Below are 25,013 nucleotides of genomic sequence, written 5' to 3' on the forward strand. Positions count from 1 at the left end.
TTGATCCCTCTAAAGTGTGATTTGCAGCTGCCAGCCACTCTGGAACAGTCCTTTCGCCAGTCCGACACCTGTCGGCCCGTCAAGGATGGCTGAAATTTCGGATTTGACAAGCCAAGCGCTTGCTTGGTGGGGCTGGCGTGCCCTTTTGGGCACGCCAAGTGACGCTTAAAGCGTCGAGAGGAAGGTACTGTTGTTGGCTTGCCATTCGGTGATGTCGACGCGAATACGCTTCTTGTCGAGTTTGCCGACACTGGTCTTGGGAATTTCAGTAACAAGGGCGATCTGGCTCGGGATGGCCCACTTGCTCAGGTGCCCCAGTTCCACAAACGGCTTGAGGTGTTCCTTCAGTTCTTTGGCCCCGATCTCATGGCCTTCGCGGACCACCAGCAGTGCGAACGGACGTTCGCCCCACTGCGGATCGGCGATCCCCACAACTGCTACTTCGCGTACCGCAGGGTGGCGGCTGATCAAGTCTTCAAGGTCCAGGGAGGAGATCCACTCGCCGCCGGTCTTGATCACGTCTTTGATCCGGTCGCGAATGTCGATCACACCCATGCTGTCAAGGGTCGCTACGTCACCGGTGTGCAGCCAGCCCCCGGCCCAGAGCTCGGCACCCTTTTGCGGTTCGTTGAAATAGCCCTCGGTGAGCCACGGCGCACGCAGCACCAGCTCGCCTTGGGTCTCGCCATCGGCGGGCAGGAAGTTGCCGTGGGTGTCAACGATCGCCGCCTCCACCAATGGCCCCGGCACACCGGCCTTGATCCGGTACGTGGTGCGCTCGTCTTCGGTGCCGGCCATCAGCTCATCGTTGAGGTGCGCGCATGAGATCAGCGGTCCGGTTTCCGACATGCCGTAAGCGGCGGTCAGCTGAATGCCATTGGCCTTGGCGGCTTCGTACAACGTGCGGTTCAACGCACTGCCGCCGATGACGATTTTCCAGCCACCAAAGTCGGTGCCTTGCGCGGCCTTGGAATTAAGGACCATTTGCAGAATGGTTGGTACGCAATGGGAAAAAGTGACCTTCTCCTTGCGCCACAGCTCCACCAGATACTCAGGGTCATAGCGACCGGGATAGACCTGCTTGAGCCCGAGCATGGTCGCCACATACGGCAGGCCCCAGGCGTGCACATGGAACATCGGGGTGATCGGCATGTAAACGTCGTTGGTGCCCAGCAACCGCACGCTGTCGATGGCGCCCATGATGGTCGACACACCCATTGTGTGCAGCACCAGTTGCCGATGGGTGAAGTACACACCTTTGGGATTACCGGTGGTGCCGGTGGTGTAGAACGTGGTCGCGACCGAGTTTTCGTCGAAATCCTGGAAGTCGTACTGCGTATTCGCCGCCGCCAGCAACTGCTCATACTCGCCGATGAGGTTCGGCAAGTCGGCGGTTTTTTCCGGCAGGTCAGTCAGCAGCAGGGTTTTTTCGACGGTGGTCAGGTGCCCGGCAATCGCGTTGTAAAGCCCCACGAACTCGCTGTTGACCAGCACAAAGCGGTCCTCGGCGTGGTTCATGGTGTAGAGGATTTGTTCCGGTGACAGGCGCACGTTAATGGTGTGGATCACCGCGCCGATCATCGGGATGGCGAACATGCATTCCAGATAACGATGGCTGTCCCAGTCCATCACCGCCACGGTATCCCCGGCCTTGACGCCGGCCGCCGTCAGCACATTGGCCAGCCTTGCGACCCGCTCGATCAGGGTCGGATAGCTGTAGCGCAACTGGTCGCGGTAAATGATCTCGCGGGTTTTTTCATAACGAGCGCCGGACATCAGCAGCCGTTTAATCAGCAGCGGATACTGGTAAGCGCCTTCGGCTGGAGGGATAACGCGAGTCTGCAACATAAGAGTCCCTTTTCTGACTGCACGGTCGTGGCTTAAAGTAAGCACTTTAGTGCCCTTGGACGTCAGCCAAATCAGCCAAAGGAATGATTTGCAGAACCGGGTAAAATGCTAGCTTTGCGCCACTACCTGACGTGTTTCGTCGGGAATTCTGAAATTGCGCTGTAAAACGTTGCAACGCATGCACGTAACACTTGTCTGTGAGCCTACGTACCATACGGACACGATGAGCCGATCGGTTGGCAGCCGAACAGTTGCCCCGGGTCGCCCGACCTTCTACCTCATCTTCAAGAGAAGGATCTTGTTCTCTACACGCCATCGGTATTGCATATAACAATGACTATTGAATTGACCGCCCCCGAGAACTCCCCATCGACACAAGCGCCCCTGGTTTCCATCGTGGCGTCCTGCTTCAACATGCAAAAATTTCTGGAAGACGCCATCAAGAGCATCTTCGCCCAGGACTACCCGAACTTCGAAGTCATCATCGTGAATGACGGGTCCAGCGACGACAGCCTCGCCATACTCAAGCGCTTGCAACAAACCTATGACTTCCAGCTGTACTCGCAACCGAACCAGGGTGTGAGCGCGGCGCTCAACCACGGCTTGCGATACGCCAAAGGCGTCTATGTGTCGACGCCGGACCTGGATGACATCATGTTGCCGGGGTCGGTGCGCACTCGCGCCGAGTATCTGGATCAGCACCCGCACGTCGGCTGCGTGGGTGCGCTGATCAGCTACATGGACAGCGATGGCAACACCATCAAGCAGCAACAACGCGACAAGATCCACACCTACAACTTCGATCAGGTCCTCAGAGGTGCCGTCGTGATCGGCGCCCCTGTTGCGCTCTATCGCATGAAAGCCATGCGAAGTGCCGACTTCTACGCGCCGAAGCTGCGGGTTCAAGACTTTCAGATGACGTTGCGGATTGCCCGGCTGGGTTATGAGATCCATGAATTGCCGATCTGCATGACCCGCTATCGCCGCCATGCCAACAACCTGTCGAGAAAATACCGGATATTGCTCCAGGCGGACCTTGAGGCCATCGAACCGTACGTGAACCATCCCGGCTACCAGAGCGCCCGCACCAAACTGGTGAACAAGGCCCTCAAATATGCCGTGGTCGAAGACAAGAAAGAAGCCTGGCAGCTGTTGCGCTCGATTCCCTGGCGGCACCTCAATAGAACCAGCTTCAAACGCTTCAAGCGGCTGGTATTACATCGCTAGCCACCTCACAGGGCCTCAGTGCATCTCGGTAAACGCGAGTTTGACACCAATGGCGATCAGTACCGCGCCCATCGTCCGATCGAACCAGTGGCCCATCCGGGCAAAACCTGCGCGCACGCGCTGCTGGCTGAACAGCATCGCCACCAGGCAGAACCACACAGCGGTGGCCACCGCGAGGTAGATGCCGTAGCCCGCCTGTACCGCCAGCGGCGTGTGCGGATTGATCACCACGGTGAACAGTGAGAGGAAGAACAGCGTCGCTTTCGGGTTCAGACCGTTGGTCACGAAACCCGAAGTGAAAGCGCCGCGAGCAGTGCGCTCGCCCGCTTCCGTGTGCAGATCGTCAGTCGCAGGTTGGGCCGGCTGTGCTCGCAAGGCCTTGAGGCCGATGTACAGCAGGTACGCGGCGGCCGCCCATTTCAGGGCATTAAACAACACGATCGACTGGGACACGATCAGGCCGATGCCGAGCAGCGAATAGCCAACGTGCAGGAAAATCGCCGTGCCAACACCCAGCGCCGTCCAGGTACCGGCGCGACGACCATGGGTCACGCTCTCACGCACCACCACGGCAAAGTCCGGGCCGGGGCTGGCAACGGCCAGCAAGTGAATCAGGGCAACGGTCAAAAACTCTGTCCAGTACATGGGGGATCCTTTTGGCCAAGCGTAACTGTTTGTTTCATCTGGTAGGCTCGGCAGATTACGCCTTCAGTTCATCGCACAAAAGGTACAGTTGATGACGAACACTCACCGCGCCGTTTTCCTCGACCATCCGTCCCTGGACCTGGGCGACCTCGACCTCAGCCCGCTGCAAGAGTGTTTCAGCGACTTACAGCTTTTCGCCCAGACCACGCCGGACCAGGTGATCGCACGCCTCAAGGGCGCCACCGTTGCCATCAGCAACAAAATCCTGATCGACGCCGCCGCCATCGCTGCCAGCCCCGAGCTGAAACTGATTCTGATCACCGCCACCGGCACCAACAACGTTGACCTCGCCGCCGCCCGCGCCCACGGAATTACCGTCTGCAACTGCCAGGGTTACGGCACGCCGTCGGTGGCGCAGCACACGATCATGTTGCTGCTCAATCTGGCAACGCGCCTGGCCGATTATCAAAAGGCTGTCGGCGAAGGTCGCTGGCAGCAGGCGAAACAGTTCTGCCTGCTGGATTACCCGATTGTCGAACTGGAAGGCAAAACCCTCGGCCTGCTCGGTCACGGCGAACTGGGCGGCGCGGTCGCACGACTGGCCGAAGCCTTTGGCATGCGTGTACTGCTCGGCCAGATTCCCGGGCGCCCTGCCCGGCCGGATCGTTTGCCACTGGATGAGCTGCTGCCGCAGATCGACGCGCTGACCCTGCACTGTCCGCTCAACGAACACACCCGCCACTTCATCGGAGCCCGTGAGCTGGCCTCGATGAAACCCGGTGCGTTCGTGGTCAACACCGCACGCGGCGGCCTGATCGACGAACAGGCGCTGGTCGATGCCTTGCGCAACGGCCACCTGGGTGGCGCGGCCACCGACGTGTTGAGCGTCGAGCCACCGACCGCCGGCAATCCGCTGCTGGCCCAAGACATTCCACGGTTGATTGTCACTCCGCACAACGCTTGGGGCAGTCGCGAGGCACGCCAGCGAATCGTGGGCCAGTTGACCGAAAACGCTCAGGGTTACTTCAGTGGTAAAGCGCTGCGGGTCGTCAGTTGATAGACTGCGGCACTTTTTTTCACAGGAGCAGAGTATGGATCCGCGCAGTGAAGTACTGCTTCGTCAGGCCGAGTTATTCCAGGGTTCGGTGCTGCTGGCCGGTTTGCCCGCCGATGACCTGCTGGGCCGTCTGCCCGACGCTCATGGCTGGTGCTGGCATGCCGGCGATCAAGCAGCGCTGGATGCCCGCTTCGCCGAGCGCAGCCATTTCGGTGTGACTGTAACGGAGCGCGCGTTCGACACCGCCGTGGTGTTTCTGCCCAAGTCCAAAGACCTGACCGACTACATCCTCAACGCCCTCGCCTCCAGACTGGCCGGTCGTGAACTGTATCTGGTGGGTGAAAAACGCAGCGGCATCGAAGGCGCGGCCAAGCAACTGAATCCCTTCGGCAAACCGCGCAAGCTCGACAGCGCGCGGCATTGCCAGCTGTGGCAGGTGACCGTGGCCAGTGCGCCGCAAGCCAAGTCGCTGGAAAGCCTGGCCCGGACTTATGAGCTGCCGCTGGCCGAAGGTCCGCTAAAAGTCATCAGCCTGCCGGGCGTGTTCAGCCACGGTCGGCTGGATCGCGGCAGCGCGCTGTTGCTGGAGCATCTGGACAAATTGCCGAGCGGCCATTTGCTGGACTTCGGTTGCGGCGCCGGTGTGTTGGGAGCAGCGGTGAAACGTCGTTATCCACACAACCAGGTAACCTTGCTTGATGTGGATGCGTTTGCGGCTGCCAGTAGTCGCCTGACATTGGCTGCCAACGGTCTGGAAGCTGACGTGATTACCGGTGACGGTATCGACGCAGCACCGATGGGCTTGAGTGCAATTCTGAGCAACCCACCGTTCCATGTCGGCGTACACACCGATTACTTCGCTACCGAGAACTTGCTGCGAAAAGCAGCTAAACATCTGAAAAACGGTGGCGAACTGCGCTTGGTGGCGAACAGCTTCCTCAAGTACCAACCGCTGATCGAAGAGCATCTGGGCGTATGTGCGATCAAGGCTGAAGGACAGGGTTTCAGGATCTACCGAGCCAAACGCGGCTAGAACCTCTTTAAAAAAGAGGCTTGCCCAATCGGATTTGCCTAGGCAGAATCCGCTCCGTCCTAGGGGAGTAGTCTCCCACGAGCGCCATGCTCGTCCGGCATACGTCAACATACTTGGTCAACAGACCATGGCGTATGCGACCCAAGCGTCCGCATCAGACGGATCGCAGGGTTTGACAAGACCTATGACACGAACACCTTACCCGGGGCGGGAAGGCTGTACGTGTCATAGCCGTGTCGACCCGCCCCTTAGGAAAACCCTGATGCTGGATTCACTTCTCGTTCCCACCGCAATCGTTGCCTTGGCCGAAATCGGCGACAAGACGCAACTGCTCGCGCTCATTCTCGCCGCTCGCTTTCGTAAACCCTGGCCGATCATCGCCGGTATCGTCGCTGCAACCCTGGCCAACCACGCGGCCGCCGGCGCGGTAGGTGCCTGGGTCGGTAGTTTCTTCTCGAATGCGACGCTGCACTGGATCCTCGCCGTGAGCTTCGCCGCGACCGCATTGTGGACCCTGGTGCCGGACAAGATGGACGACGACGAAGCCAGCACCGCCCGTAAGTTCGGACCGTTCCTGACCACGCTGATCGCGTTTTTCCTTGCGGAGATGGGCGACAAGACTCAAGTCGCCACGGTGATGCTCGCTGCGCAATACCCGGAACTGTGGCTGGTGATCATCGGCACCACCGTCGGGATGTTGATTGCCAACGTGCCGGTGGTTTTGGCGGGTAACTTTGCCGCGGATAAATTGCCGCTCACCCTGATCCGTCGCCTGGCGGCGTCGGCGTTCTTCATCCTCGCCATTGTCGCGGTGTACAAGGCGATGCAGAGCAGTGGGTGGGTTTGACGCGGTAAGTCAGTGACTCCGCGTCATCGTTCTTCGCGAGCAGGCTCGCTCCCACAGATGATCGCGTTCCAATGTGGGAGCGAGCCTGCTCGCGAAGGCGTCAGTGGCAGCACCGCATGACTATCAGGACTTTTTGGCTTTCTCGTACAGCGGCATGACTTTCGGGATCGCCGCCTGCAAAGAAGCAATACGACTCGTCGACGCCGGGTGAGTACTCATGAACTCCGGTGGCGAACCTTCCGAGGCCTTGGTCATCTTGTTCCACAGGGTGATCGCGGCGTTCGGGTTGTAACCGGCGCGAGCGGCCAGTTCCAGGCCGATCAGGTCCGCCTCGTTTTCATTGGAGCGACTGTTGGGCAAGGTCATGCCGTAGTTGGCCACGGTATCCGCCAGCGCCAGGCTACCCTGACCCAGACCGAACAAGGCACCGGCGCCCTGCTTGGCCATTTCGATGCCGTAAGCCTTGGACATCGCTTCACGACCATGCTCGCGCAGGGCGTGGGCGATTTCGTGGCCCATGATCGCGGCAATTTCATCGTCGGTCAGTTTCAGGCTGTCGATCAGGCCGGTGTAGAAAATGATCTTGCCGCCAGGCCCGCAGTTGGCGTTGAGTTCGTCGCTCTTGATCAGGTTGACTTCCCACTTCCACTGGGCCGAATCAGGTCGGAAAATCGGCGCCTGGGCAATCAGCCGGTCGGCAATGGCCTGGACACGTTTGGCCTCGCTACTGGTCTTGTCCAGCACACCTTTGCTGCTCGCCTCGCCGACTGTCTTTTGATAAGACTGGGCGTACATCTGATTGACCTGATCGGTCGACAGCATGCTGAACATGTACTGTTTGCGCTCAACGCCCACCGCGCCACCGCTGGTGGTGTTGACCGACTGACAACCCGCGAGCAGCAGACCTGCGCTCAGCGCACACAAAACCAATGTCTTATTCATCAAAAATTTCCCTGAAAACATGCCGGTTATCCTAGGCGGTGAATTGTATTGGCGCCAGATACAACAGACGTGTAGACGCACATTTCAGACAAAGCTCTCATGACCGTAGGAAAAAATTCACCTAACAGCGACCACCGTGGTCGATAACGGCCCGCAATGATTCGTTTGCGACATCAAACCCTCCAAAACAGCCAATTCGCCAACCTCCGCTCATGGCCATCGCCCCCCCTGCCGATACAGCACCGCAGACGTCCTCTTGCGTGCGGAGCACCCATGAAATTCAAGTCGATCCAGTTTTCCGTGGCGGCCCTCGCTGGCGCCATCGTTCTTAGTGTCGTGGCAGCCCTGGTGCTGTACGCGCTGTTTTCCGGCGCACGGACACAAGACATGGTCCAGCAGCGGACCCAGGCACAATTCGAGCAAGTCATCGAACAACGCCTGACGTCACTGGCGCAAACCCAGGTCAGCCAGATCCAGCGCGAGCTCGAAGCGCCGCTGCTGATTGCCGGCGGACTGGTGCGAGTCAACGCATTGATCGGCACACCGGGCGCCGATGGTCAGCCACAGCTGAGCCTGAGCCGTGAGCAGTTGATCAGTCTGATCAAGGAAAACGTCACCAAAAACCCGAAAATTCTCGGCACCTACATCGGCTGGGAGAAAAACGCCCTTGATCACAACGATTCGGCCTACCTCGACACCCAAGTGGTCGGCATCGACGCCAGCAACGGCCGCTTTCTACCGTGGTGGTTCCGCAACGAAGACGGCAGCCTTGGCCTGGACAAACTGGTGGACGTCGACGACCAGAAAACCCTGTCCACCGGCGTGCGCGCCAGCGAGTACTACCTGTGCTCGAAAGAAACCAAAAAGTCCTGTGTGATCGATCCGGCGCCCTACAAGGTCGGCGACAAGATCGTCATGCTCGCCTCCTTCATAGAACCGATCATGCTCAACGGGGCCTTCCAGGGCATCGTCGGCGCCGACCTCTCGGTGAACTTCATCCAGGAAATGCTCCTCGGCGCGAATCAGAAGTTGTACAGCGGCGCTGGTGAAATGGCCCTGATTGGCGGCAACAGCCGGATCGTTGCCTACACCAAGGACCCGAGCAAATTCGGCGAGAAGGTCAGCGACATCCTCGACAGCCAGCAGATCGCCAACATGGCCAATCTAAAGCGCGGCGAAGTCACCTACACCGTCGACAAGGCCCAGGGCCGGATCGAGTTGTACCTGCCGTTTGGCATCGGCCAGACCGACGCTCGCTGGACCCTCATACTGCAACTGCCGCTGAACGCGGTAATGGCCGACCTGCAAAAGCTTCAGGGCGATCTGGACGCCCAGCGCAAGTCCGACACCTTCGGCATGGCCATGGTCGGCTTGTTGATTGCCGGTATCGGCTTGCTGGTGATCTGGCTGGTGGGCCACGGCATTGCCCGGCCGCTGAAGCAGATGGTTGCCATGCTCGACGACATCGCTCAGGGCGAAGGTGACCTGACTCGACGCCTGACCAGCGACCGCGCCGACGAACTGGGCTCGATCGCCAAAGGCTTCAACACATTCCTGGCCAAGTTGCAGGTGATGATCACCCAGGTGGTGACTTCGGTGCAGAGCGTCAGTGATTCGTCGGAACACACCGCCGACATCGCCATCCGCACCAACATCGGCGTGCACAAGCAAATGGCCGAGATTGATCAAGTCGCCACGGCGGTGCATGAAATGACCGCCACCGCCCAGGACGTGGCGCGAAACGCAACCCAGGCTGCGCAAGCTGCCAGCCATGCGGATCAGGCAGCAGCGCAAGGCATGCAAATCGTGCGCGATACGTCGAACTCGATCGGTGTACTGGCGGTGGAAATCGGCAAGGCCGTCAGCGTGGTACAGACCCTGGCCAAGGACAGCGAGAACATCAACGCCATCCTCACCGCCATTCGCGGGATCGCGGAACAAACCAATTTGCTGGCCTTGAACGCCGCCATCGAAGCGGCACGAGCCGGCGAACAGGGACGTGGTTTTGCGGTGGTGGCCGATGAAGTGCGCAACCTGGCGCAGAAAACCCAGAAGGCCACTGAAGAAATCCAGACCATGATTCAGCAGCTGCAACAAGGCACGCGCGATGTGGTGCGGGTGATGGAGGACAGTCAGAGCCGTACCGACGAAAGCGTGCAGCATGCGGCGAAAGCGGCCGAGGCGCTGGAGACGATTACTCAGGCGGTGTCGGTGATCAACGACATGAACACCCAGATTGCCAGTGCGGCCGAGGAACAGAGTGCGGTGGCTGATGACATCAACCGTAACGTGATCAACATCGGGCAAGTGGCCAATGAAGTGGCGGGCGGAGCGGATGAGTCGAGTGTGGCGAGTGCGGATCTGACCAAGTTGGCAGAGCAGCAGCGGCGGTTGATTAATCAGTTCAAGGTTTGATCCGAGGGCCCCATCGCGGGCAAGCCCGCTCCCACAGGTTTTGTGAGCGCCATAAATCCCTGTGGGAGCGGGCTTGCCCGCGAAGGCGTCGGCACAGGCGCCGAATCAACCCGGAGTCAGACACTCCGGCCCATTCAGCTTCGGATCATTCACCAGATTCGCCAGCACTCGCTCGCGCAACGCCGCGGGTTCACTGGCGAGTAACGCCTGCAACGCATGCAACGGAGTCTCTGGATTGAGCCACGCCTCCTGCCCCGCCGCATCGAGAATCAACGGCCGACGCTGACTCGCCGCCGGTTGCGTGATCACCGCCGTGCTCAGCCACACCTGCTCCTGCACCGGATACGCTTCCCAAATCGCCGCAAAGAACAGCGTCGAGCCCTCCCCCGGTGTCAGCCAATACGGACGCTTGCGGGTCGTGCCGCGCCATTCGTAAAAACCGTTGGCCGGCAGCAGGCAACGGCGTTCGCGCAGGGCCTGGCGAAACATCGGTTGTTCAGCAACGGTCTCGGCCCGGGCATGGGCTGGCGTGCGGGACAAATCGGTCAGCCATGGCGGCGTCAAACCCCAACGCGCGCGGGCCAACTCGCGCTGGCCGTCAACACCCGCGCGCAGCATCAACACCGAATCGTTGGGAGAAATATTCCACTGGGCCTGCTGATCGGCGGGGAAGCCAGGCAGGGCCGCGAAGGCGGGGTTCCAGCGAAACAGGGCATAACGTCCACACATGGGGCAACACGACTCTTGATAAAACGAACACCAGCCTAACAGACCAGCGTGCCGGGAAAACTTTCCGGTTCATCGCCGGGCAGTGGCAGCGCGGATTTGTACGCGGCGATCAGCTCCCGGGCGTACTCGGCCTCGTCGTTATCGACTGACAGGCCCAGCAGGCCAAAGATCGGCAATTCGCCGGTGCCACCGAGCAAATCGCGCCCCACCAAATGGGCCTCGATGCCCTCACTGGCCAACATGCTTTGCAGCAACTCACCTTCCATGAGGTTTTCCGGCTCGTAGATTCGCTGCATGGGGTGCCCCTTTCATTCGTTTTCGCTATGAACTTCGAGCAACCATTCCTGACCGTCAGTCTGCAGAACAAACGTGATGGGGCGACAACACACCGGACAGTCTTCGATATAGGTCTGATCGCCTCCGGACAAGTCCAGAACGGCCTCAGCCTCTTCACCACAATACGGACATTCGTAGCGCTCGGTTTCCAGCATCGCGGTCTCCCAGGTGACTTGTGCGTATAATCGCCGGTCTATTTGCAGGGCTATTTTTGTCTGGCTAACTTTTCAGACCGTGCCCCGTTGGTTTTCGATCAAAACCTTTACTTACCCTAGCCGTTTCTAACAAGAGAGCATGATGGGCGAATTCGATGCCATCCGACCGTACGACGATAGCGAAGTCCCTGCGGTGCTGGACAGGCTGCTCGGCGACAAGGCGTTTCTAGACATCCTCATCCACTTCCGCTTCCCGCGCTTTGCCGGTGCTTTCGGCTGGGCGCTCAAACCTCTTATAGCTCATCGGCTGCGCCGTGAGTTCGCCGGCGTTACGTCGGTGGCCACGTTGCAGGATAAAGTCGAGATGTACGTCGACCACACCATCGAGCGAGCCACGGACGGTGTGACGTACACCGGCGTCGAGCAGTTCAAGTCCGGCAGCGCCTATCTGTTCATCGCCAACCACCGCGACATCGTGATGGACCCGGCCTTCGTCAACTACGCCGTGTACCACGCCGGACTGCCGACACCGCGCATCGCGATCGGCGACAACCTGCTGCAAAAGCCCTTCGTCAGCGATCTGATGCGTCTGAACAAGAGCTTTATCGTGCACCGTTCGATCAGCGGTCGACGCGAGAAGATGGCGGCGTATCAGTTGCTGTCGGCCTACATCAACCACTCGATCCGCAACGATTGCGCCTCGATCTGGATCGCCCAGGCCGAAGGCCGGGCCAAGGACGGCGACGACCGCACCGAGTCGGCCATCCTCAAGATGTTCCACATGAGCCGCAAGGACGAGCCGTTCGGCGAAGTCATTCAGTCGTTGAACCTCACCCCGGTGTCGATCAGCTACGAATACGACCCGTGCGATCAAGCCAAGGCTCGCGAACTGTTCATCCGCGCCACCACCGGCAGCTACACCAAAGTGCCGGGCGAGGACGATGTGAGCATTGCCAAGGGCATCACCGGCTACAAGGGCCGCGTGCATGTGAACTTCGCCTCGCCGATCACCGAGTTGTTCGATGACACCAAGCAATTGGCGATCGAGATGGACCGGCAGATCCTTGGCGGCTATCGCCTGTTCCCGGTGCACTACCTGGCCTACGCCCAGTGGAAAGACGCCGACCCGCAATTGCAGGTGCCGAAAGCCGCTGAGGTGTTTGCGGCAGACGAACTGGCCAAGGCTCAGGAGCAATGGCAACAGCGTCTGGACGCGTGCCCTGAGGAGCATCGTCCGTTCATGGTCCTGCAATACGCGACGCCGGTGCGCAATCAGTACCGTGTGAAAGCAGGTTTGCCGCTGTAAGGTTTTTTTGAAGCAAGATCAAAAGATCGCAGCCTCGTTCCACTCGACAGCTCCTACAGGGCGAACGCTATCCCCTGTAGGAGCTGTCGAGTGGAACGAGGCTGCGATCTTTTGCTTTTTAGCGATTCAAACCCGAGTACTGATCCACGACACCAGCAGCGCCAACCCCAGGCAGGCAAAACCGAATCGATAGAAAAACCGGTTCATGCGCAAGGTCGCCCCGTCCAGCATCAACGTCGGTTCATCGATACGACGGCTCTGGCTTTGCGCTTCGAGAATGGCCAACGCGCGCTGTTCGCGGCGACGTGTGGCATGCAGCAACCAGCCGCCCGGAAAGGCAAACAACAAGGCCAACAGGTTGATCAACTTGGCGGGATGGTTGGTAAACAGCGAAATCAAATGCAACGACATCACGAACCTCAGCAAAACAGGTGGCAGACGCCGAACCGACGACCGCGGCGCGGATTCTACCGAAAGCCTCGCCACCTGCCCTTGCTATCCGACAAATAACGAACCATTTGACCGATTCCTGTCCTGTGTCACGGCGCCGTCATCTGATTACGCCAGTCTGGCGCCCCTCGAAACCGACACGGAAACCGTCATGTTGCACGCCGAAAACCAGGATCGCCTCTACCTCATTGCTCAAAGCGACGAACAACAAAACCTCGTTGGCAGCCTCGCCTTCAACATCCAGGACCGCCACTGGCTGGTGTATTGCGCATTGGGTGGGCATCAACATGCGGATTTGCCGGAGACGGATTTGCTGACGGGCGTGAGTGTTCTGGATTTTTACTCCGAGGCAGCATGAAAAAGCCCGGAACCATTGCTGGCACCGGGCTTTTTTGAATTCAGCGAACGTTTATTCGCCGAGAATCTGACCAATCGTCGGATCCTTGAACAGACGCGTCAACGCATCGCTCAGCACATCGCTGACCAGCTTGGTATTGGTTTCCTGATTCGGCGCCATACCAAAACGCTGATCCAGGGACGCACCATAACGACCGCTGTAACGACGATTGGCATTCTGTACATCGGAGCGGAAGGTCGCGCCAATGGTGGCCTCAGTCACATACATGCCTTCTTTAGGCGACTGATACTTCAGCTCCGCCAGGGTCACGGTCAACTGCGGAGCGTTCAGCGCATTGGAGGTTGGGGTAAAGCCCAGCAACCGCACGGCCGCCTCAGCCTGAGCCTGCAACTTCGGCAGAATCTGCGCGCCCTGCACGGTAATCGCGCTGGTCTCAGGGTACAGGCCACCACGGGTGCCCAGGGTCGGCGACGGACGACCGTCCACCACACGCACTACCACCGGCTGACCATGGCCGACCGGTGCCAGCTGAGTCGTCAGCTTGGGTTCCGGATTCAGTTGTTGCGGGCTGTGGGCGCAGCCGACCAGCGTCAAACTGGTCACAGTGATCAAACCGAACAACAGGCGTTGCAACATGCTCTTCTCTCCAGAATCAGGCACAAACAGGCCCGCAGTATAGCGGTGGGCCACTGCGGGTAACTAGCACCTCACAGTGAATACTGAAATCTCTGACACCGCGGTTCCTGTCACACATCTGTCACCCCCCATACACGTGCACGTCACGGCTCGCTGGCAACCTTTACAGCAGTCACCCCACACGGTACTTCGCCATGCGCTATCTCATCTCGCTGTTCGCTCCACGTCCTTTGCATCGCTGCTTCGCCCTGCTCGACCGCAACGGCCACTGCCAGGCATTCAAACAGTGCAGCCTCCAGCCGATGGGCGACGGCTGGGTCGAAATCGAAGAAATCCGTCTCAACTGGTTGCACCACCCCCTGCCCCCTAGCGCCCGTGTCAGCCAGCGCCAGCCACGTGCGCGGGCTCAGCAACTGTTGACCACCTGACCGAACACCTAATAAAAGTCATTAAACACGACCATTTCCCTGCGTTTCTTCGCTACAATCTCCCCCCGATTATAAGGACGTCTCCTGATCGGGCCTCGCAGCATCGTCAATGCGCTTGTATTGACACCCCGCACCGCCCACAGAGAGCCGCCCACACAGATCGAGTGAAGCTGGCGCGCTTGCTGTTCCTTGAGCAAAACCCCCACTTTTCGCGAATCTGCAGAGCTGTCATTACGCTCGGTCACTGAGCTGTTTGCCCGTTTTGCCTGTCATGTATCCCATGGCGGCAATCCATCCGGGCACGGTGCCAGGCTGGGGCAGCCCTTTTTTGAGGTTCACGTCTTCAAAAGAGCGTGAAAAAAACGGGTTTTCACAACTTCACAAGAGTGTGGCGAGCAAATGAATAGTTTTGCGTCTGAATATGCACCATTAGCGTCTGAAACAGCCCAACGACACAGGACCGAGTACGCCTCGAACACCGGAGCCTGAAGCCTGTCCTCTACGGATTTGGTTGCACAAACGGATGTATCGACCATAAGTCGAATTGCCAGCCGCGCGTTGAAGTGAGTTCATGTAACTCTTTTAGACCCGGCCGGTAGCGTCCGTCGAAGTTGCGAAAAATTGCGAAGATTCGGACATGGCGATACTGCCATGGGTACCTGGGGCATCACTGACACGCCCCTGAACGCCTGGCAGCCATGCCGACAATTTGGTGCTGCAGATTTTGGAGACGCGTTAAATGGCGCATAACGAAGCAGTCGACGTAGTACTGGTTGGGGCCGGCATCATGAGTGCCACCCTCGCTGTACTGCTCAAAGAGCTCGACCCCGCGATCAAGCTGGAAGTCGTCGAGCTGATGGATTCCGGTGCCGCGGAGAGTTCGAACCCGTGGAACAACGCCGGTACCGGTCACGCCGGGCTGTGTGAGCTCAACTACACGCCGCAGGCCGCCGACGGCACCGTCGACATCAAGAAAGCCGTGCACATCAACACCCAGTTCGAGGTGTCGAAGCAGTTCTGGTCCTACCTGACCAAGAAAAGCACCTTCGGCTCGTGCAAGACGTTCATCAGCCCGGTGCCGCACCTGAGCTTCGTCCAGAGCGACGATGGCGTTTCCTTCCTCAAGGAACGCTTCAAGACGCTGAGCAAGCACCACGCCTTCTCGGACATGGAATACACCGAAGACAAGGCCACCATGGCCGAGTGGATGCCGCTGATGATGCCTGGCCGGCCGGCCGACGAAGTCGTCGCCGCCACCCGCGTCATGAACGGCACCGACGTGAACTTCGGCGCCCTGACCAATCAACTGCTCAAGCACCTGACCTGCGCACCCGATGCCCAGGTCAAGTACTGCAAGCGCGTGACCGGCCTCAAGCGTAACGGCAACGGCTGGACCGTCAGCATCAAGGACGTCAACAGCGGTAACTCCCGTGACGTCGACGCGAAATTCGTGTTCCTCGGTGCTGGCGGCGCGGCACTGCCGCTGCTGCAAGCTTCGGGTATCGAAGAAAGCAAAGGCTTCGGCGGCTTCCCGATCAGTGGCCAGTGGCTGCGTTGCGACAACCCGGAAGTGGTCAAGCACCACCAGGCCAAGGTTTACAGCCAGGCGGCCGTGGGTTCGCCACCGATGTCGGTGCCGCACCTGGACACCCGCGTCGTCGATGGCAAGAAGTCCCTGTTGTTCGGACCTTACGCCGGTTTCACCACCAAGTTCCTCAAGCACGGCTCCTTCATGGACCTGCCGATGTCGGTTCGCGCCGGCAACATCGGCCCGATGCTGGCTGTGGCCAAAAACAACATGGACCTGACCAAGTACCTGGTCAGCGAAGTGATGCAGTCGATGGAACAGCGTCTGGACTCGCTGCGTCGCTTCTACCCTGAAGCGAAAGCCGAAGACTGGCGCCTGGAAGTGGCCGGCCAACGCGTGCAGATCATCAAGAAAGACCCGAAAAAGGGCGGCGTTCTGCAGTTCGGTACCGAACTGGTCGCGGCCAAGGACGGCACTCTTGCTGCCCTGCTCGGCGCTTCGCCAGGTGCGTCGGTGACTGTTTCGATCATGCTTGAACTGATCGAGAAATGCTTCCCGAACAAAACTTCTGGTGAATGGGCTGCCAAGCTCGCGGAAATCTTCCCGGCTCGGGAAAAGGTTCTGGAAACCGACGCTGCGCTGTATCGCAAGATCAATGTGCAGAACAACGTCGCGCTGGAACTGGTTGAAGCCAGCAACGAGACCGAAAGCTACGCTTGATTCGGCCGCATAAAAAACGCCCCGTTCTCATTGAGAGCGGGGCGTTTTTTTGTGCCTTTAAAAGATCGCAGCCTCGCTACGCTCGACAGCTCCTACAGGTGCAAGCGAACCATTTGTAGGAGCTGTCGAGCGCAGCGAGGCTGCGATCTGTTGATCTTAACCGCGAGCCTTTTCGATCAGTTCGATGTACTCGGCCGCGTTGCGCTGATCCTTGATCAGGGCGACGAAGTCATTGCCGTGCTCATCCTTGCCGTCCAGATCCAGACCGGCTTCGACGAAGAACGTCAGAAATCGCCCGAAGTCATCGATGCGCAGGCCGCGATAGGCCTTGATCAGTTTGTGCAGCGACGGCGACGTGGCGTCGACCGGTTCGAAATCGAGGAACAGCTTGATCTGCTCATCGCCGATCTCGTCACCAATCACTTGCTTCTTATCTTTACGCATTGCCGACTCCAGCTCGCAGACATTTCACGGGCGGGCAGTTTACCCCTCCCTTGCCACCGGGCTCAACGCGGACGAACGCTGCCGGTGTGCAGGTCGGCCCAGACATGGCCGTTGGCGTAGCTGAGGAACTGGCAATACACCGTGTCATTGCGCAACAAGTCGATCACCACCCGGTACTGGGCCATCGGGTAAAACAGCGTCAGGGTTTTGCTTTTGTCGTCGTAGATCGGCTTTTTCAGGCTTTTGCTTTCGCCATCGAAATTGACCAGCACCTGGTTGATGGTCGCGCCCTTGTTCAAGGATTTGCCCTTGAGGCGGATCAGCAACGGTGAGGTCACCGGAATCGGCTGCTGGTTGGACTGGCGTTGACTGCCGACCACCACCGAGTACTCGGTGACCTGCAACAGCTGTTGCTGCTCGGGCTCCGCGTCACGCAGGGTCAGGTCATCGGGGGGCAGGAACTGCGCGTGCATCGGCGCCGGGGCGGCAGCCAGAGGCAGGCTGACGGTCAGCAACAGGGCGGCGCAGCTGCGGATCAAAAGGCTCATGACAGGTTCCGTGGGCGGGGCCGAGCACTCTAGCATGGGTTTAAAAGCAAAAGATCGCAGCCTTCGGCAGCTCCTACAGAGAACCGGATACACCCGATAATCTTCGGGTGAACTCGATCATGTAGGAGCTGCCGCAGGCTGCGATCTTTTGGGGCGCTGCGGTCTTACATGCCTTTAACAGCAAAAATCCCGTTGGCGTTACGCCAGTAGCCTTTGTAGTCCATGCCGTAACCGAAGATGTAACGGTCGATGCATGGCAGGCCGACGAAATCGGCTTTCAGGTCCGGGCGAGCCTTGCGGTCGTGGTCCTTGTCGATCAGCACAGCGGTATGCACAGCGCGGGCGCCCGCGTGTTTGCAGTAGTCGATGATCGCGCCCAGGGTGTGACCTTCATCGAGGATGTCGTCGATGATCAGCACGTCGCGGTCGAGGAATGAGACTTCCGGCTTGGCTTTCCAGAACAGATCGCCGCCGCTGGTTTCGTTGCGATAACGGGTGGCGTGCAGGTAGGACGCTTCCAGCGGGAAGTTCAGATAGGTCAGCAGCTTGCCGGAGAAAATCAGCCCGCCATTCATCACGCAGAACACCACCGGATTGCTTTCAGCCAGCTGGTCGTTGATGTGTGCACCGACGCGGGCGATGGCCGCCTCGACTTCAGCTTCGGTGTACAGGCAGTCAGCCTCTCGCATGATTTGACGGATATGCTCGAGATCAGCAGACATGGCGCTCTCCAGGGGGGTGGCGGATTCAGGAAAAGCGGGCAAAGGTACGCATCAAGCGAGGCCAGATCAAGCGTTTGTGGACTAACGTACTGTATGTCTATAGGACAACACCCTCGGATAGATTAATCTAGGCCGGTTTTTTTGCCCGCCGCCGGAGCCTTTCCCATGCCCATCCTCGAGATCCGCCATCCGCTGATCCGTCATAAACTCGGCCTTATGCGTCGCGCCGACATCAGCACGAAGAATTTCCGTGAGCTCGCTCAAGAAGTCGGTGCCCTGCTGACCTATGAAGCCACCAAAGACCTGCCGCTGGAATCCTACGATATCGAAGGTTGGTGCGGCACTGTGTCGGTCGAGAAAATCGCCGGTAAGAAAATTACTGTAGTACCGATCCTGCGCGCCGGCATCGGCATGCTCGAAGGCGTGCTGAGCCTGATCCCGGGCGCCAAAGTCAGCGCCGTCGGTGTGGCCCGCAACGAGCAAACCTTGCAGGCCCACACCTACCTGGAAAAACTCGTTCCGGAAATCAACGAACGCCTGGCGATGATCATCGACCCGATGCTCGCCACCGGCAGCTCCATGGTCGCGACCATCGACCTGCTGAAAAAGGCCGGTTGCCGGGACATCCGCGCGATGGTGCTGGTGGCGGCCCCTGAAGGCATCGCTGCTGTAGGGAAAGCTCACCCGGACGTGATGATCTACACCGCTTCCATTGACGAGAAACTCAATGAACACGGTTACATCATCCCAGGCCTGGGCGATGCCGGCGACAAGATCTTCGGTACCAAGCAGAAGGACGCTTGAGCATGCAGGATGAGTTCAACGATCCGCTCTGGCGCACGGTGCTGTCGGGTGCGCAGATGCTGTTCGTGGCCTTCGGCGCCCTGGTGTTGATGCCGCTGATTACCGGTCTCGACCCGAACGTGGCGCTGTTCACCGCCGGCCTGGGGACGATTCTGTTCCAGATCGTCACCGGGCGTCAGGTGCCGGTATTCCTGGCATCGAGTTTTGCCTTCATCACCCCGATCATCCTCGCCAAGGGCCAATTCGGTCTCGCGGCGACCATGGGCGGCGTGATGGCGGCCGGTTTCGTCTACACCTTCCTCGGCCTTGCGGTGAAGATCAAAGGCACCGGTTTCATTGACCGTCTGCTGCCACCAGTGGTGATTGGCCCGGTGATCATCTCCATCGGCCTGGCCATGGCACCAATCGCCGCCAACATGGCGATGGGCAAGGCTGGCGACGGCACCGAACTGATTCATTATCAGACGGCAATGCTGATCTCGATGCCCGCGCTGCTGACCACCCTGATCGTCGCGGTGTTCGGTAAAGGCATTTTCCGCCTGGTGCCAATCATCTCGGGTGTGCTGGTGGGTTTTGCGATGGCGTTCTACTTCGGCGTCGTTGATACCGCGAAAATCGCCGCCGCACCGTGGTTTGCGATCCCGCACTTCACCGCGCCGGAATTCAACTGGCAGGCGATTCTGTTCATCGTTCCGGTGGCCCTGGCCCCGGCCATCGAGCACATCGGCGGCGTGATCGCTGTCGGTAGCGTGACCGGTCGCGATTACCTGAAGAAACCCGGCCTGCACCGCACCCTGCTCGGCGATGGCATTGCCACCACCGCAGCCGGCCTGTTTGGCGGTCCACCCAACACCACCTATGCCGAAGTGACGGGCGCGGTGATGCTGACCAAGAACTACAACCCTAAGATCATGACCTGGGCGGCGATATTCGCCATCAGCCTGGCGTTCGTCGGCAAGTTCGGCGCGCTGCTGCAAAGCATTCCAGTGCCGGTGATGGGCGGGATTCTGTGCCTGTTGTTCGGTTCGATTGCGGCGGTGGGCATGAACACGCTGATTCGCCACAAGATCGACCTGGGCGAAGCGCGCAATCTGGTGATTGTCTCGGTGACCCTGGTGTTCGGGATTGGCGGCGTATTGGTCGGCACCGGCACAGGGCCGGACGACTTCGGCCTCAAAGGCATCGCGCTGTGCGCGGTGACGGCGATTGCGCTGAACCTGTTGCTGCCGGGTAATGACAGCTGGAAGCACAAGAAGGCGAATGAGTCGTTGTTGTAACGGCTTGAGGACTTAGCTGCCAGTTAGATAGCTATCGCGAGCAAGCTCGCTCCCACATTGATCTATGTTGCTCACAAAAAGTGTGTTCACAGAAGATCAAATGTGGGAGCGAGCTTGCTCGCGATGCTTTTAAAGCGCCAGCGGCGCTCTTTCACACAAGGTGTTCAACGCCTTCGCCCACCGCGGATCGTCGTTAAGACACGGCACCAGCACCAACTCCTCTCCCCCCGCCTCGCGGAACAGCTCTTTGCCACGATCACCGATCTCTTCCAGTGTCTCGATGCAATCGGCAACGAACGCCGGGCACATTACCAGCACCTTCTTCACACCCATCCCAGCCAACTCATCGAGGCGCGCTTCGGTGTAGGGTTCGATCCATTTCGCTCGCCCCAAACGCGACTGGAACGACACCGACCACTTGCCGTCTGCCAAGCCCATGCGCTTAGCAAACTCGAACGCGGTGCGCAGGCACTGGGCGCGGTAACAGGTGGCCAACACTTCGGGGGAAGCGCTCTTGCAGCAGTCTTCATTCTTGAAGCAATGCTGCCCGGTCGGATCGAGCTTGGTCAGGTGCCTTTCCGGCAAACCGTGAAAACTCAGCAGCAGGTGATCGTGATCCTGCTCCAAATAAGGCTTGGCACTGGCGACCAACGCATCGAGGTATTCCGGCTGATCGTAGAACGGCTGGAGAATCGAGAACTGTACGTCGAGCTTCTTCTCGCGTACCACTCGTTTGGCTTCTTCGATCACCGTCGTCACGGTGCTGTCAGCGAACTGTGGATAAAGCGGCGCGAGAGTGATTTTTTTGTGGCCCTGGGCGGCCAGCTGCACCAATTTCGACTCAATCGACGGCTCACCGTAGCGCATCGCCAGTTCCACCGGGCCGTGGGTCCACTGGGCAGTCATGGCCTGTTGCAGGCGACGGCTGAGCACCACCAATGGCGAGCCCTCCTCCCACCAGATCGAGGCGTAGGCGTGGGCAGACTGCTCCGGGCGCTTGAACAGGATCAGCGACACCAGCAAACGTCGCACCGGCCATGGCAGGTCGATCACATACGGGTCCATCAGAAATTGATTGAGGTAACTGCGCACATCCGCCACCGAGGTGGAGGCCGGTGAGCCCAGATTGACCAGAAGCAATGCGTGATCGGTCATGCAACGTCCTATTTCAAAGGCGGCTGGAAAGGTCGTCCAGAGCCGCGCGCAAATCAGTGAACTGGAAAGTGAAACCCGCTTCCAGCAAGCGAGCCGGTACGGCCTTCTGGCCACCCAGCAACAGCAATGACAACTCGCCCAGACACACCTTTAACGCCAGGGCCGGCATGGGCATGAACGTCGGGCGGTGCAGCACGCTGCCCAACGTCTTGGCAAATTCGCGGTTGCGCACCGGCTTGGGCGCGCAGGCATTATAAGGACCACTGGTGTCTTCCTGATGCAGAAGAAAATCAATCAGGGCGATTTGATCGTTGATATGGATCCACGGCATCCACTGCCGGCCACTGCCAATAGGCCCGCCCAGCCCCAATTTGAACGGCAGCAACAGCCGCGACAAAAAGCCGCCCTCGGCCGACAACACCAGCCCGGTACGAATGAAGATCACGCGAATGCCCAAGCCTTCGGCACGCTGGGCGGTTTCTTCCCAGGCGATGCACAACTGGCTGGCGAAATCATCGATGACCGGTGGAGACTTCTCGGTCAATTCCCGCTCGCCCCCGTCACCGTACCAACCGACCGCAGACCCCGAAATCAACACCTGCGGTTTTTGTTCACGGGTTTCGAGCCAGGCCAGCAGGGTTTCGGTCAGGGTGATGCGGCTGCTCCACAACAGCGCTTTGCGTCTGGTTGTCCAGGGGCGGTCGGCAATCGGTGCACCTGCGAGGTTGATAATCGCATCCACCGGCTCCTGGCCGATGTCCTCGAGGCGGGCCACTGCGCGCACTTGGGCACCGCAGATTTTCGCGACTTTTTCAGGCTTGCGACTCCAGACCGTCAGGCGGTGACCCTGACTCAACCAGAGGCGGCAGAGTTGACGTCCTATCAAACCAGTACCGCCGGTCAGCAATATGTGCATGACTACTTCCTCGCGTAGCGTTTTACCCTGATCACTAGTCTATTTTTATAAGCAGGGATCTTTGGTATCGGGCAGGCTCTGTGATTAACAATAGGCCAAGCTGTCAGAACGAGAACGCTAAAAGTTATACCAAAAAACAATATTGTACAGGTTTAAACCACGGCGTAGTCTGTACAGAAAGGTAAACGAGGCCCCTATGACTGTACCTATCGCAATCATCGGCACCGGCATCGCCGGGCTCTCCGCCGCCCATGCCCTGACAGAGGTCGGGCATGTCGTTCAACTTTTCGATAAAAGCCGCGGCAGTGGCGGACGCATGTCGAGCAAGCGCAGCGATGCGGGTGCTCTGGACATGGGCGCGCAATATTTCACCGCCCGCGATCGCCGCTTCGTCACTGAAGTCCAGCGCTGGCAAGGCAACGGCTGGGTCGCTGAATGGATGCCGCAGCTCTACACCTACCATGGCGGCCAGCTCAGTCTGTCGCCGGACGAACAGACTCGCTGGGTCGGCACGCCGCGCATGAGCGCCATCACCCGCGGCCTGCTCGGCGACCTGGAAGTGCATTTCGCCTGCCGCATTACCGAGGTCTATCGCGGCGAGGAGCACTGGCATCTGCAGGACGCCGAAGGCTTCACCCACGGCCCGTTCAGTCATGTGATTATCGCCACGCCGGCGCCTCAGGCGACTGCACTGCTGGCCTCCGCGCCGAAACTCGCCGGTGCCGCCGCCGGGGTGAAAATGGACCCGACCTGGGCTGTCGCGCTGGCGTTCGAGACACCGCTGGATACGCCCATGGAAGGCTGCTTCGTACAGGACAGCCCGCTCGACTGGCTGGCTCGCAACCGCAGCAAACCCGGGCGAGACAACACACTCGACACTTGGGTTTTGCACGCCACCAGCGCCTGGAGCCGGCAACATATCGACCTGTCCAAGGAAGCGGTGATCGAGCAATTGCACGGCGCATTTGCCGAACTGCTGCACGACGCCATGCCCGCCCCGACCTTCAGCCTCGCCCACCGCTGGCTCTACGCCCGCCCCGCCGGCAGCCATGAATGGGGTGTACTGGCCGATGCCGACCTGGGCCTTTATGTGTGCGGCGACTGGTGCCTGTCCGGCCGTGTCGAAGGCGCCTGGCTCAGCGGCCAGGAAGCCGCTCGCCGCTTGCATGCACACCTGCAGTGAACCGCATTAATCCGAACAAGTTGCTGCTGTCGAAATGGACAGCAGCCCATCCGCAAAACCGCGAACAACATTTTCTGATCACCGAACTGTTCCGCGACGAGCAAGGCACGGTGCTGGAAGTTGATGGCTGGGCTGGTGGCAGGAGCTGCCGAAGACTGCGATCGTTTGATCTTCGGCGCGACGACCAAAAAGATCGCAGCCTTCGGCAGCTCCTACAGGGGTCACCTTCGCCCCAGATAAAAACCTATACAAAATATTTGACTTGTACACCTTTGAATCTATGATGAAGTCATGTTGTACAGAATCAACACTCTGTACAGGTTTAGATTCGAGGTGCTCCGATGCCCCACGCCAGCGTGAAACCGAAAATCGCTATCAGCTCCTGCTTGATGGGCGCCGAGGTGCGCTTCAACGGCGGGCACAAGGAGTCGCGGCTGTGCAGCCGCACCCTCACTGACTACTTCGATTTTGTCCCGGTGTGCCCGGAAGTCGCCATCGGCCTGGGCATTCCTCGCGAACCCATCCGTTTGGTGGGTAACCCCGAACACCCCGAAGCCATCGGCACGGTCGACCCCGCGATCAATGTCACCCGGCCACTCGCTGAGTACGGTCAGAAAATGGCGGCCGAGCTGGGCGATATTTGCGGCTACATATTCATGCAGAAATCCCCGTCGTGCGGCCTGGACCGGGTCAAGGTCTACCACGCCAACGGAGCGCCGGTGGACGGCGGCGGTCGCGGCATCTACGCCCAGGCCTTTTGCGCCCTGCATCCGGATTTACCGGTGGAAGAGGATGGCCGACTCAACGACCCGGTACTGCGGGAAAACTTCCTTACGCGCGTGTTTGCCTACAGTGCCTGGCAGCAGTTACTGCAAGAAGGCCTGACTCGCCACAGCCTCACGGATTTTCACTCGCGCTACAAATACCTGCTGATGGCCCACAACCCGGTGCAATACAAAACCTTGGGCAACCTGCTGGGCAACATGGGCCAGACCGACCCGAACGAACTCGGCCCCCGCTATTTCAGCGAGCTAATGGCGGCCTTGAAAAAATGCGCCACCCGCCGCACCCACACCAACGTCTTGCAACACATAAGTGGCTATCTCAAACAGACGATCAGCCCTGAAGACAAACAGGAAGTGCAGCACGTCATCGGCCAGTATCGCCACGGTATCGTGCCGCTGGTGGTGCCGCTGACGCTGCTCAAACACTACTTTCGTCAACATCCGGATCCGTACATTGCACAACAGGTTTACCTGCAACCGCATCCGGAAAATCTCAGCCTGCGAAACGCGATCTAATGA

The 25,013-nt window shown here is 59.3% G+C and carries 26 protein-coding genes, 2 pseudogenes and 1 riboswitch; of the genes and pseudogenes, 15 read left to right on the forward strand and 13 right to left on the reverse strand.

Annotation, left to right across the window (positions count from 1 at the left end):
• Positions 1-165: 165 nt before the first annotated feature.
• Entirely contained in the window at positions 166-1,848 is a 1,683-nt protein-coding gene (locus ACIQU2_RS22280; protein ID WP_347803333.1) for a fatty acid--CoA ligase, read from the reverse strand.
• Between the two features lie 333 nt (positions 1,849-2,181).
• Here ACIQU2_RS22280 and ACIQU2_RS22285 point away from each other — a divergent pair, with 333 nt between their 5' ends.
• On the forward strand, positions 2,182-3,075 hold the full coding sequence (locus tag ACIQU2_RS22285; protein ID WP_403144006.1) for a glycosyltransferase family 2 protein: 894 nt from the start codon (positions 2,182-2,184) through the stop codon (positions 3,073-3,075).
• A 15-nt stretch (positions 3,076-3,090) separates the two neighbouring features.
• On the opposite strand, the gene ACIQU2_RS22290 is transcribed toward ACIQU2_RS22285, so the two are convergent.
• Positions 3,091-3,720: a LysE family translocator gene (locus tag ACIQU2_RS22290; protein ID WP_403144008.1), complete on the reverse strand. Its 630-nt coding sequence runs from the start codon at positions 3,718-3,720 to the stop codon at positions 3,091-3,093.
• A 91-nt stretch (positions 3,721-3,811) separates the two neighbouring features.
• Between ACIQU2_RS22290 and ACIQU2_RS22295 the strand changes: the two genes are divergently transcribed.
• The 3 genes from ACIQU2_RS22295 (at position 3,812) to ACIQU2_RS22305 (ending at position 6,657) form a co-directional block, all read left to right on the forward strand.
• Positions 3,812-4,777, forward strand: a complete 966-nt coding sequence (locus ACIQU2_RS22295; protein ID WP_403144010.1) for a 2-hydroxyacid dehydrogenase — start codon at positions 3,812-3,814, stop codon at positions 4,775-4,777.
• Positions 4,778-4,811: 34 nt separating this feature from the next.
• Positions 4,812-5,810, forward strand: coding sequence for a methyltransferase (locus ACIQU2_RS22300; RefSeq protein ID WP_403144011.1), 999 nt, complete (start codon positions 4,812-4,814; stop codon positions 5,808-5,810).
• Positions 5,811-5,860: 50 nt separating this feature from the next.
• A riboswitch (yybP-ykoY riboswitch) is annotated at positions 5,861-5,983 on the forward strand.
• 89 nt (positions 5,984-6,072) lie between these two features.
• Entirely contained in the window at positions 6,073-6,657 is a 585-nt protein-coding gene (locus ACIQU2_RS22305; RefSeq protein ID WP_403144013.1) for a TMEM165/GDT1 family protein, read from the forward strand.
• Positions 6,658-6,780: 123 nt separating this feature from the next.
• On the opposite strand, the gene ACIQU2_RS22310 is transcribed toward ACIQU2_RS22305, so the two are convergent.
• Positions 6,781-7,599, reverse strand: coding sequence for a M48 family metallopeptidase (locus ACIQU2_RS22310; protein WP_403144015.1), 819 nt, complete (start codon positions 7,597-7,599; stop codon positions 6,781-6,783).
• A 1,362-nt stretch (positions 7,600-8,961) separates the two neighbouring features.
• On the opposite strand from ACIQU2_RS22310, the pseudogene ACIQU2_RS22315 reads away from it, so the two are divergent.
• Both ACIQU2_RS22315 and ACIQU2_RS22320 read left to right on the forward strand, forming a co-directional pair.
• Positions 8,962-9,156 (forward strand): annotated as a pseudogene (locus tag ACIQU2_RS22315) (HAMP domain-containing protein); the annotation flags it as partial.
• 114 nt (positions 9,157-9,270) lie between these two features.
• Positions 9,271-10,014, forward strand: coding sequence for a methyl-accepting chemotaxis protein (locus ACIQU2_RS22320; RefSeq protein ID WP_403144053.1), 744 nt, complete (start codon positions 9,271-9,273; stop codon positions 10,012-10,014).
• 105 nt (positions 10,015-10,119) lie between these two features.
• Here ACIQU2_RS22320 and ACIQU2_RS22325 read toward each other — a convergent pair whose 3' ends face one another.
• Genes ACIQU2_RS22325 through ACIQU2_RS22335 form a run of 3 tightly spaced genes read right to left on the reverse strand, consistent with a single transcriptional unit; the run spans position 10,120 to position 11,234 of the window.
• Entirely contained in the window at positions 10,120-10,743 is a 624-nt protein-coding gene (locus tag ACIQU2_RS22325) for an SOS response-associated peptidase (RefSeq protein ID WP_046048287.1), read from the reverse strand.
• A gap of 35 nt (positions 10,744-10,778) precedes the next feature.
• Positions 10,779-11,039: a putative signal transducing protein gene (locus tag ACIQU2_RS22330; RefSeq protein WP_347803327.1), complete on the reverse strand. Its 261-nt coding sequence runs from the start codon at positions 11,037-11,039 to the stop codon at positions 10,779-10,781.
• A gap of 12 nt (positions 11,040-11,051) precedes the next feature.
• Positions 11,052-11,234, reverse strand: a complete 183-nt coding sequence (locus ACIQU2_RS22335) for a CPXCG motif-containing cysteine-rich protein (RefSeq protein WP_008153387.1) — start codon at positions 11,232-11,234, stop codon at positions 11,052-11,054.
• 142 nt (positions 11,235-11,376) lie between these two features.
• Here ACIQU2_RS22335 and ACIQU2_RS22340 point away from each other — a divergent pair, with 142 nt between their 5' ends.
• Positions 11,377-12,540 (forward strand): 1-acyl-sn-glycerol-3-phosphate acyltransferase, encoded by a 1,164-nt coding sequence (locus tag ACIQU2_RS22340; RefSeq protein ID WP_403144018.1) that lies wholly within the window; start codon positions 11,377-11,379, stop codon positions 12,538-12,540.
• 126 nt (positions 12,541-12,666) lie between these two features.
• Here the strand turns inward: ACIQU2_RS22340 and ACIQU2_RS22345 are convergent, their stop codons facing one another.
• Positions 12,667-12,951, reverse strand: coding sequence for a hypothetical protein (locus ACIQU2_RS22345; protein WP_347803325.1), 285 nt, complete (start codon positions 12,949-12,951; stop codon positions 12,667-12,669).
• A 190-nt stretch (positions 12,952-13,141) separates the two neighbouring features.
• Here ACIQU2_RS22345 and ACIQU2_RS22350 point away from each other — a divergent pair, with 190 nt between their 5' ends.
• Positions 13,142-13,348, forward strand: coding sequence for a hypothetical protein (locus ACIQU2_RS22350; RefSeq protein ID WP_403144021.1), 207 nt, complete (start codon positions 13,142-13,144; stop codon positions 13,346-13,348).
• Between the two features lie 51 nt (positions 13,349-13,399).
• Here the strand turns inward: ACIQU2_RS22350 and ACIQU2_RS22355 are convergent, their stop codons facing one another.
• The gene (locus ACIQU2_RS22355) at positions 13,400-13,984 is read right to left on the reverse strand and encodes a YajG family lipoprotein (protein WP_033061281.1); all 585 of its coding nucleotides are present in this window, start codon (positions 13,982-13,984) and stop codon (positions 13,400-13,402) included.
• 194 nt (positions 13,985-14,178) lie between these two features.
• Here ACIQU2_RS22355 and ACIQU2_RS22360 point away from each other — a divergent pair, with 194 nt between their 5' ends.
• Positions 14,179-14,412 (forward strand): hypothetical protein, encoded by a 234-nt coding sequence (locus ACIQU2_RS22360; protein ID WP_347803323.1) that lies wholly within the window; start codon positions 14,179-14,181, stop codon positions 14,410-14,412.
• Between the two features lie 739 nt (positions 14,413-15,151).
• A complete protein-coding gene (gene mqo / locus ACIQU2_RS22365) occupies positions 15,152-16,660 on the forward strand; it encodes a malate dehydrogenase (quinone) (RefSeq protein WP_347803322.1) in 1,509 nt (502 codons plus the stop codon).
• 156 nt (positions 16,661-16,816) lie between these two features.
• Here mqo and ACIQU2_RS22370 read toward each other — a convergent pair whose 3' ends face one another.
• The 3 genes from ACIQU2_RS22370 to ACIQU2_RS22380 all read right to left on the reverse strand — a co-directional run bounded on the left by ACIQU2_RS22370 (position 16,817) and on the right by ACIQU2_RS22380 (position 18,374).
• A complete protein-coding gene (locus ACIQU2_RS22370) occupies positions 16,817-17,104 on the reverse strand; it encodes a PA4642 family protein (protein WP_008153397.1) in 288 nt (95 codons plus the stop codon).
• A gap of 62 nt (positions 17,105-17,166) precedes the next feature.
• On the reverse strand, positions 17,167-17,652 hold the full coding sequence (locus ACIQU2_RS22375) for a hypothetical protein (RefSeq protein ID WP_347803321.1): 486 nt from the start codon (positions 17,650-17,652) through the stop codon (positions 17,167-17,169).
• A 164-nt stretch (positions 17,653-17,816) separates the two neighbouring features.
• Positions 17,817-18,374 carry a hypoxanthine-guanine phosphoribosyltransferase gene (locus ACIQU2_RS22380; protein ID WP_347803320.1) on the reverse strand — a complete coding sequence of 186 codons (558 nt, stop codon included), beginning with the start codon at positions 18,372-18,374 and terminating at the stop codon, positions 17,817-17,819.
• 165 nt (positions 18,375-18,539) lie between these two features.
• Between ACIQU2_RS22380 and upp the strand changes: the two genes are divergently transcribed.
• Together upp and ACIQU2_RS22390 are read left to right on the forward strand one after the other, a co-directional pair.
• Entirely contained in the window at positions 18,540-19,178 is a 639-nt protein-coding gene (gene upp, locus ACIQU2_RS22385) for a uracil phosphoribosyltransferase (RefSeq protein ID WP_131059473.1), read from the forward strand.
• 2 nt (positions 19,179-19,180) lie between these two features.
• Complete coding sequence (locus ACIQU2_RS22390) at positions 19,181-20,455, forward strand: uracil-xanthine permease family protein (RefSeq protein ID WP_347803319.1); 1,275 nt, start codon at positions 19,181-19,183, stop codon at positions 20,453-20,455.
• Between the two features lie 129 nt (positions 20,456-20,584).
• On the opposite strand, the gene hemH is transcribed toward ACIQU2_RS22390, so the two are convergent.
• Together hemH and ACIQU2_RS22400 are read right to left on the reverse strand one after the other, a co-directional pair.
• Positions 20,585-21,610 (reverse strand): ferrochelatase, encoded by a 1,026-nt coding sequence (gene hemH, locus ACIQU2_RS22395; RefSeq protein WP_403144024.1) that lies wholly within the window; start codon positions 21,608-21,610, stop codon positions 20,585-20,587.
• Positions 21,611-21,623: 13 nt separating this feature from the next.
• Entirely contained in the window at positions 21,624-22,526 is a 903-nt protein-coding gene (locus ACIQU2_RS22400; protein WP_403144026.1) for a TIGR01777 family oxidoreductase, read from the reverse strand.
• Between the two features lie 196 nt (positions 22,527-22,722).
• Here ACIQU2_RS22400 and ACIQU2_RS22405 point away from each other — a divergent pair, with 196 nt between their 5' ends.
• The 3 genes and pseudogenes from ACIQU2_RS22405 (at position 22,723) to ACIQU2_RS22415 (ending at position 25,010) form a co-directional block, all read left to right on the forward strand.
• The gene (locus tag ACIQU2_RS22405; RefSeq protein WP_403144028.1) at positions 22,723-23,709 is read left to right on the forward strand and encodes an NAD(P)/FAD-dependent oxidoreductase; all 987 of its coding nucleotides are present in this window, start codon (positions 22,723-22,725) and stop codon (positions 23,707-23,709) included.
• Positions 23,706-23,834, forward strand: a pseudogene (locus tag ACIQU2_RS22410) (TIGR02450 family Trp-rich protein); the annotation flags it as partial. The gene ACIQU2_RS22405 and the pseudogene ACIQU2_RS22410, both read left to right, overlap by 4 nt.
• Before the next feature lie 216 nt (positions 23,835-24,050).
• A complete protein-coding gene (locus tag ACIQU2_RS22415) occupies positions 24,051-25,010 on the forward strand; it encodes a YbgA family protein (protein WP_403144030.1) in 960 nt (319 codons plus the stop codon).
• Positions 25,011-25,013 lie beyond the last annotated feature (3 nt).

Source organism: Pseudomonas sp. NPDC098740 (assembly GCF_044760065.1).
Classification (GTDB): Bacteria; Pseudomonadota; Gammaproteobacteria; order Pseudomonadales; family Pseudomonadaceae; genus Aquipseudomonas; species Aquipseudomonas rossensis.

Excerpts from the sequence above, each read along its gene's own strand:
- ACIQU2_RS22310 (WP_403144015.1), bottom strand. The coding sequence starts at position 7,599 with ATGAATAAGACATTGGTTTTGTGTGCGCTGAGCGCAGGTCTGCTGCTC.
- ACIQU2_RS22360 (WP_347803323.1), top strand. The coding sequence starts at position 14,179 with ATGCGCTATCTCATCTCGCTGTTCGCTCCACGTCCTTTGCATCGCTGC.
- ACIQU2_RS22290 (WP_403144008.1), bottom strand. The coding sequence starts at position 3,720 with ATGTACTGGACAGAGTTTTTGACCGTTGCCCTGATTCACTTGCTGGCC.
- hemH (WP_403144024.1), bottom strand. The coding sequence starts at position 21,610 with ATGACCGATCACGCATTGCTTCTGGTCAATCTGGGCTCACCGGCCTCC.
- ACIQU2_RS22330 (WP_347803327.1), bottom strand. The coding sequence starts at position 11,039 with ATGCAGCGAATCTACGAGCCGGAAAACCTCATGGAAGGTGAGTTGCTG.
- ACIQU2_RS22380 (WP_347803320.1), bottom strand. The coding sequence starts at position 18,374 with ATGTCTGCTGATCTCGAGCATATCCGTCAAATCATGCGAGAGGCTGAC.
- ACIQU2_RS22400 (WP_403144026.1), bottom strand. The coding sequence starts at position 22,526 with ATGCACATATTGCTGACCGGCGGTACTGGTTTGATAGGACGTCAACTC.
- ACIQU2_RS22375 (WP_347803321.1), bottom strand. The coding sequence starts at position 17,652 with ATGAGCCTTTTGATCCGCAGCTGCGCCGCCCTGTTGCTGACCGTCAGC.
- ACIQU2_RS22300 (WP_403144011.1), top strand. The coding sequence starts at position 4,812 with ATGGATCCGCGCAGTGAAGTACTGCTTCGTCAGGCCGAGTTATTCCAG.
- ACIQU2_RS22325 (WP_046048287.1), bottom strand. The coding sequence starts at position 10,743 with ATGTGTGGACGTTATGCCCTGTTTCGCTGGAACCCCGCCTTCGCGGCC.
- ACIQU2_RS22340 (WP_403144018.1), top strand. The coding sequence starts at position 11,377 with ATGGGCGAATTCGATGCCATCCGACCGTACGACGATAGCGAAGTCCCT.
- ACIQU2_RS22285 (WP_403144006.1), top strand. The coding sequence starts at position 2,182 with ATGACTATTGAATTGACCGCCCCCGAGAACTCCCCATCGACACAAGCG.
- mqo (WP_347803322.1), top strand. The coding sequence starts at position 15,152 with ATGGCGCATAACGAAGCAGTCGACGTAGTACTGGTTGGGGCCGGCATC.
- ACIQU2_RS22345 (WP_347803325.1), bottom strand. The coding sequence starts at position 12,951 with ATGTCGTTGCATTTGATTTCGCTGTTTACCAACCATCCCGCCAAGTTG.
- ACIQU2_RS22305 (WP_403144013.1), top strand. The coding sequence starts at position 6,073 with ATGCTGGATTCACTTCTCGTTCCCACCGCAATCGTTGCCTTGGCCGAA.
- ACIQU2_RS22280 (WP_347803333.1), bottom strand. The coding sequence starts at position 1,848 with ATGTTGCAGACTCGCGTTATCCCTCCAGCCGAAGGCGCTTACCAGTAT.
- ACIQU2_RS22335 (WP_008153387.1), bottom strand. The coding sequence starts at position 11,234 with ATGCTGGAAACCGAGCGCTACGAATGTCCGTATTGTGGTGAAGAGGCT.
- ACIQU2_RS22355 (WP_033061281.1), bottom strand. The coding sequence starts at position 13,984 with ATGTTGCAACGCCTGTTGTTCGGTTTGATCACTGTGACCAGTTTGACG.
- ACIQU2_RS22295 (WP_403144010.1), top strand. The coding sequence starts at position 3,812 with ATGACGAACACTCACCGCGCCGTTTTCCTCGACCATCCGTCCCTGGAC.
- ACIQU2_RS22350 (WP_403144021.1), top strand. The coding sequence starts at position 13,142 with ATGTTGCACGCCGAAAACCAGGATCGCCTCTACCTCATTGCTCAAAGC.
- upp (WP_131059473.1), top strand. The coding sequence starts at position 18,540 with ATGCCCATCCTCGAGATCCGCCATCCGCTGATCCGTCATAAACTCGGC.
- ACIQU2_RS22390 (WP_347803319.1), top strand. The coding sequence starts at position 19,181 with ATGCAGGATGAGTTCAACGATCCGCTCTGGCGCACGGTGCTGTCGGGT.
- ACIQU2_RS22370 (WP_008153397.1), bottom strand. The coding sequence starts at position 17,104 with ATGCGTAAAGATAAGAAGCAAGTGATTGGTGACGAGATCGGCGATGAG.
- ACIQU2_RS22415 (WP_403144030.1), top strand. The coding sequence starts at position 24,051 with ATGCCCCACGCCAGCGTGAAACCGAAAATCGCTATCAGCTCCTGCTTG.
- ACIQU2_RS22320 (WP_403144053.1), top strand. The coding sequence starts at position 9,271 with ATGGCCGAGATTGATCAAGTCGCCACGGCGGTGCATGAAATGACCGCC.
- ACIQU2_RS22405 (WP_403144028.1), top strand. The coding sequence starts at position 22,723 with ATGACTGTACCTATCGCAATCATCGGCACCGGCATCGCCGGGCTCTCC.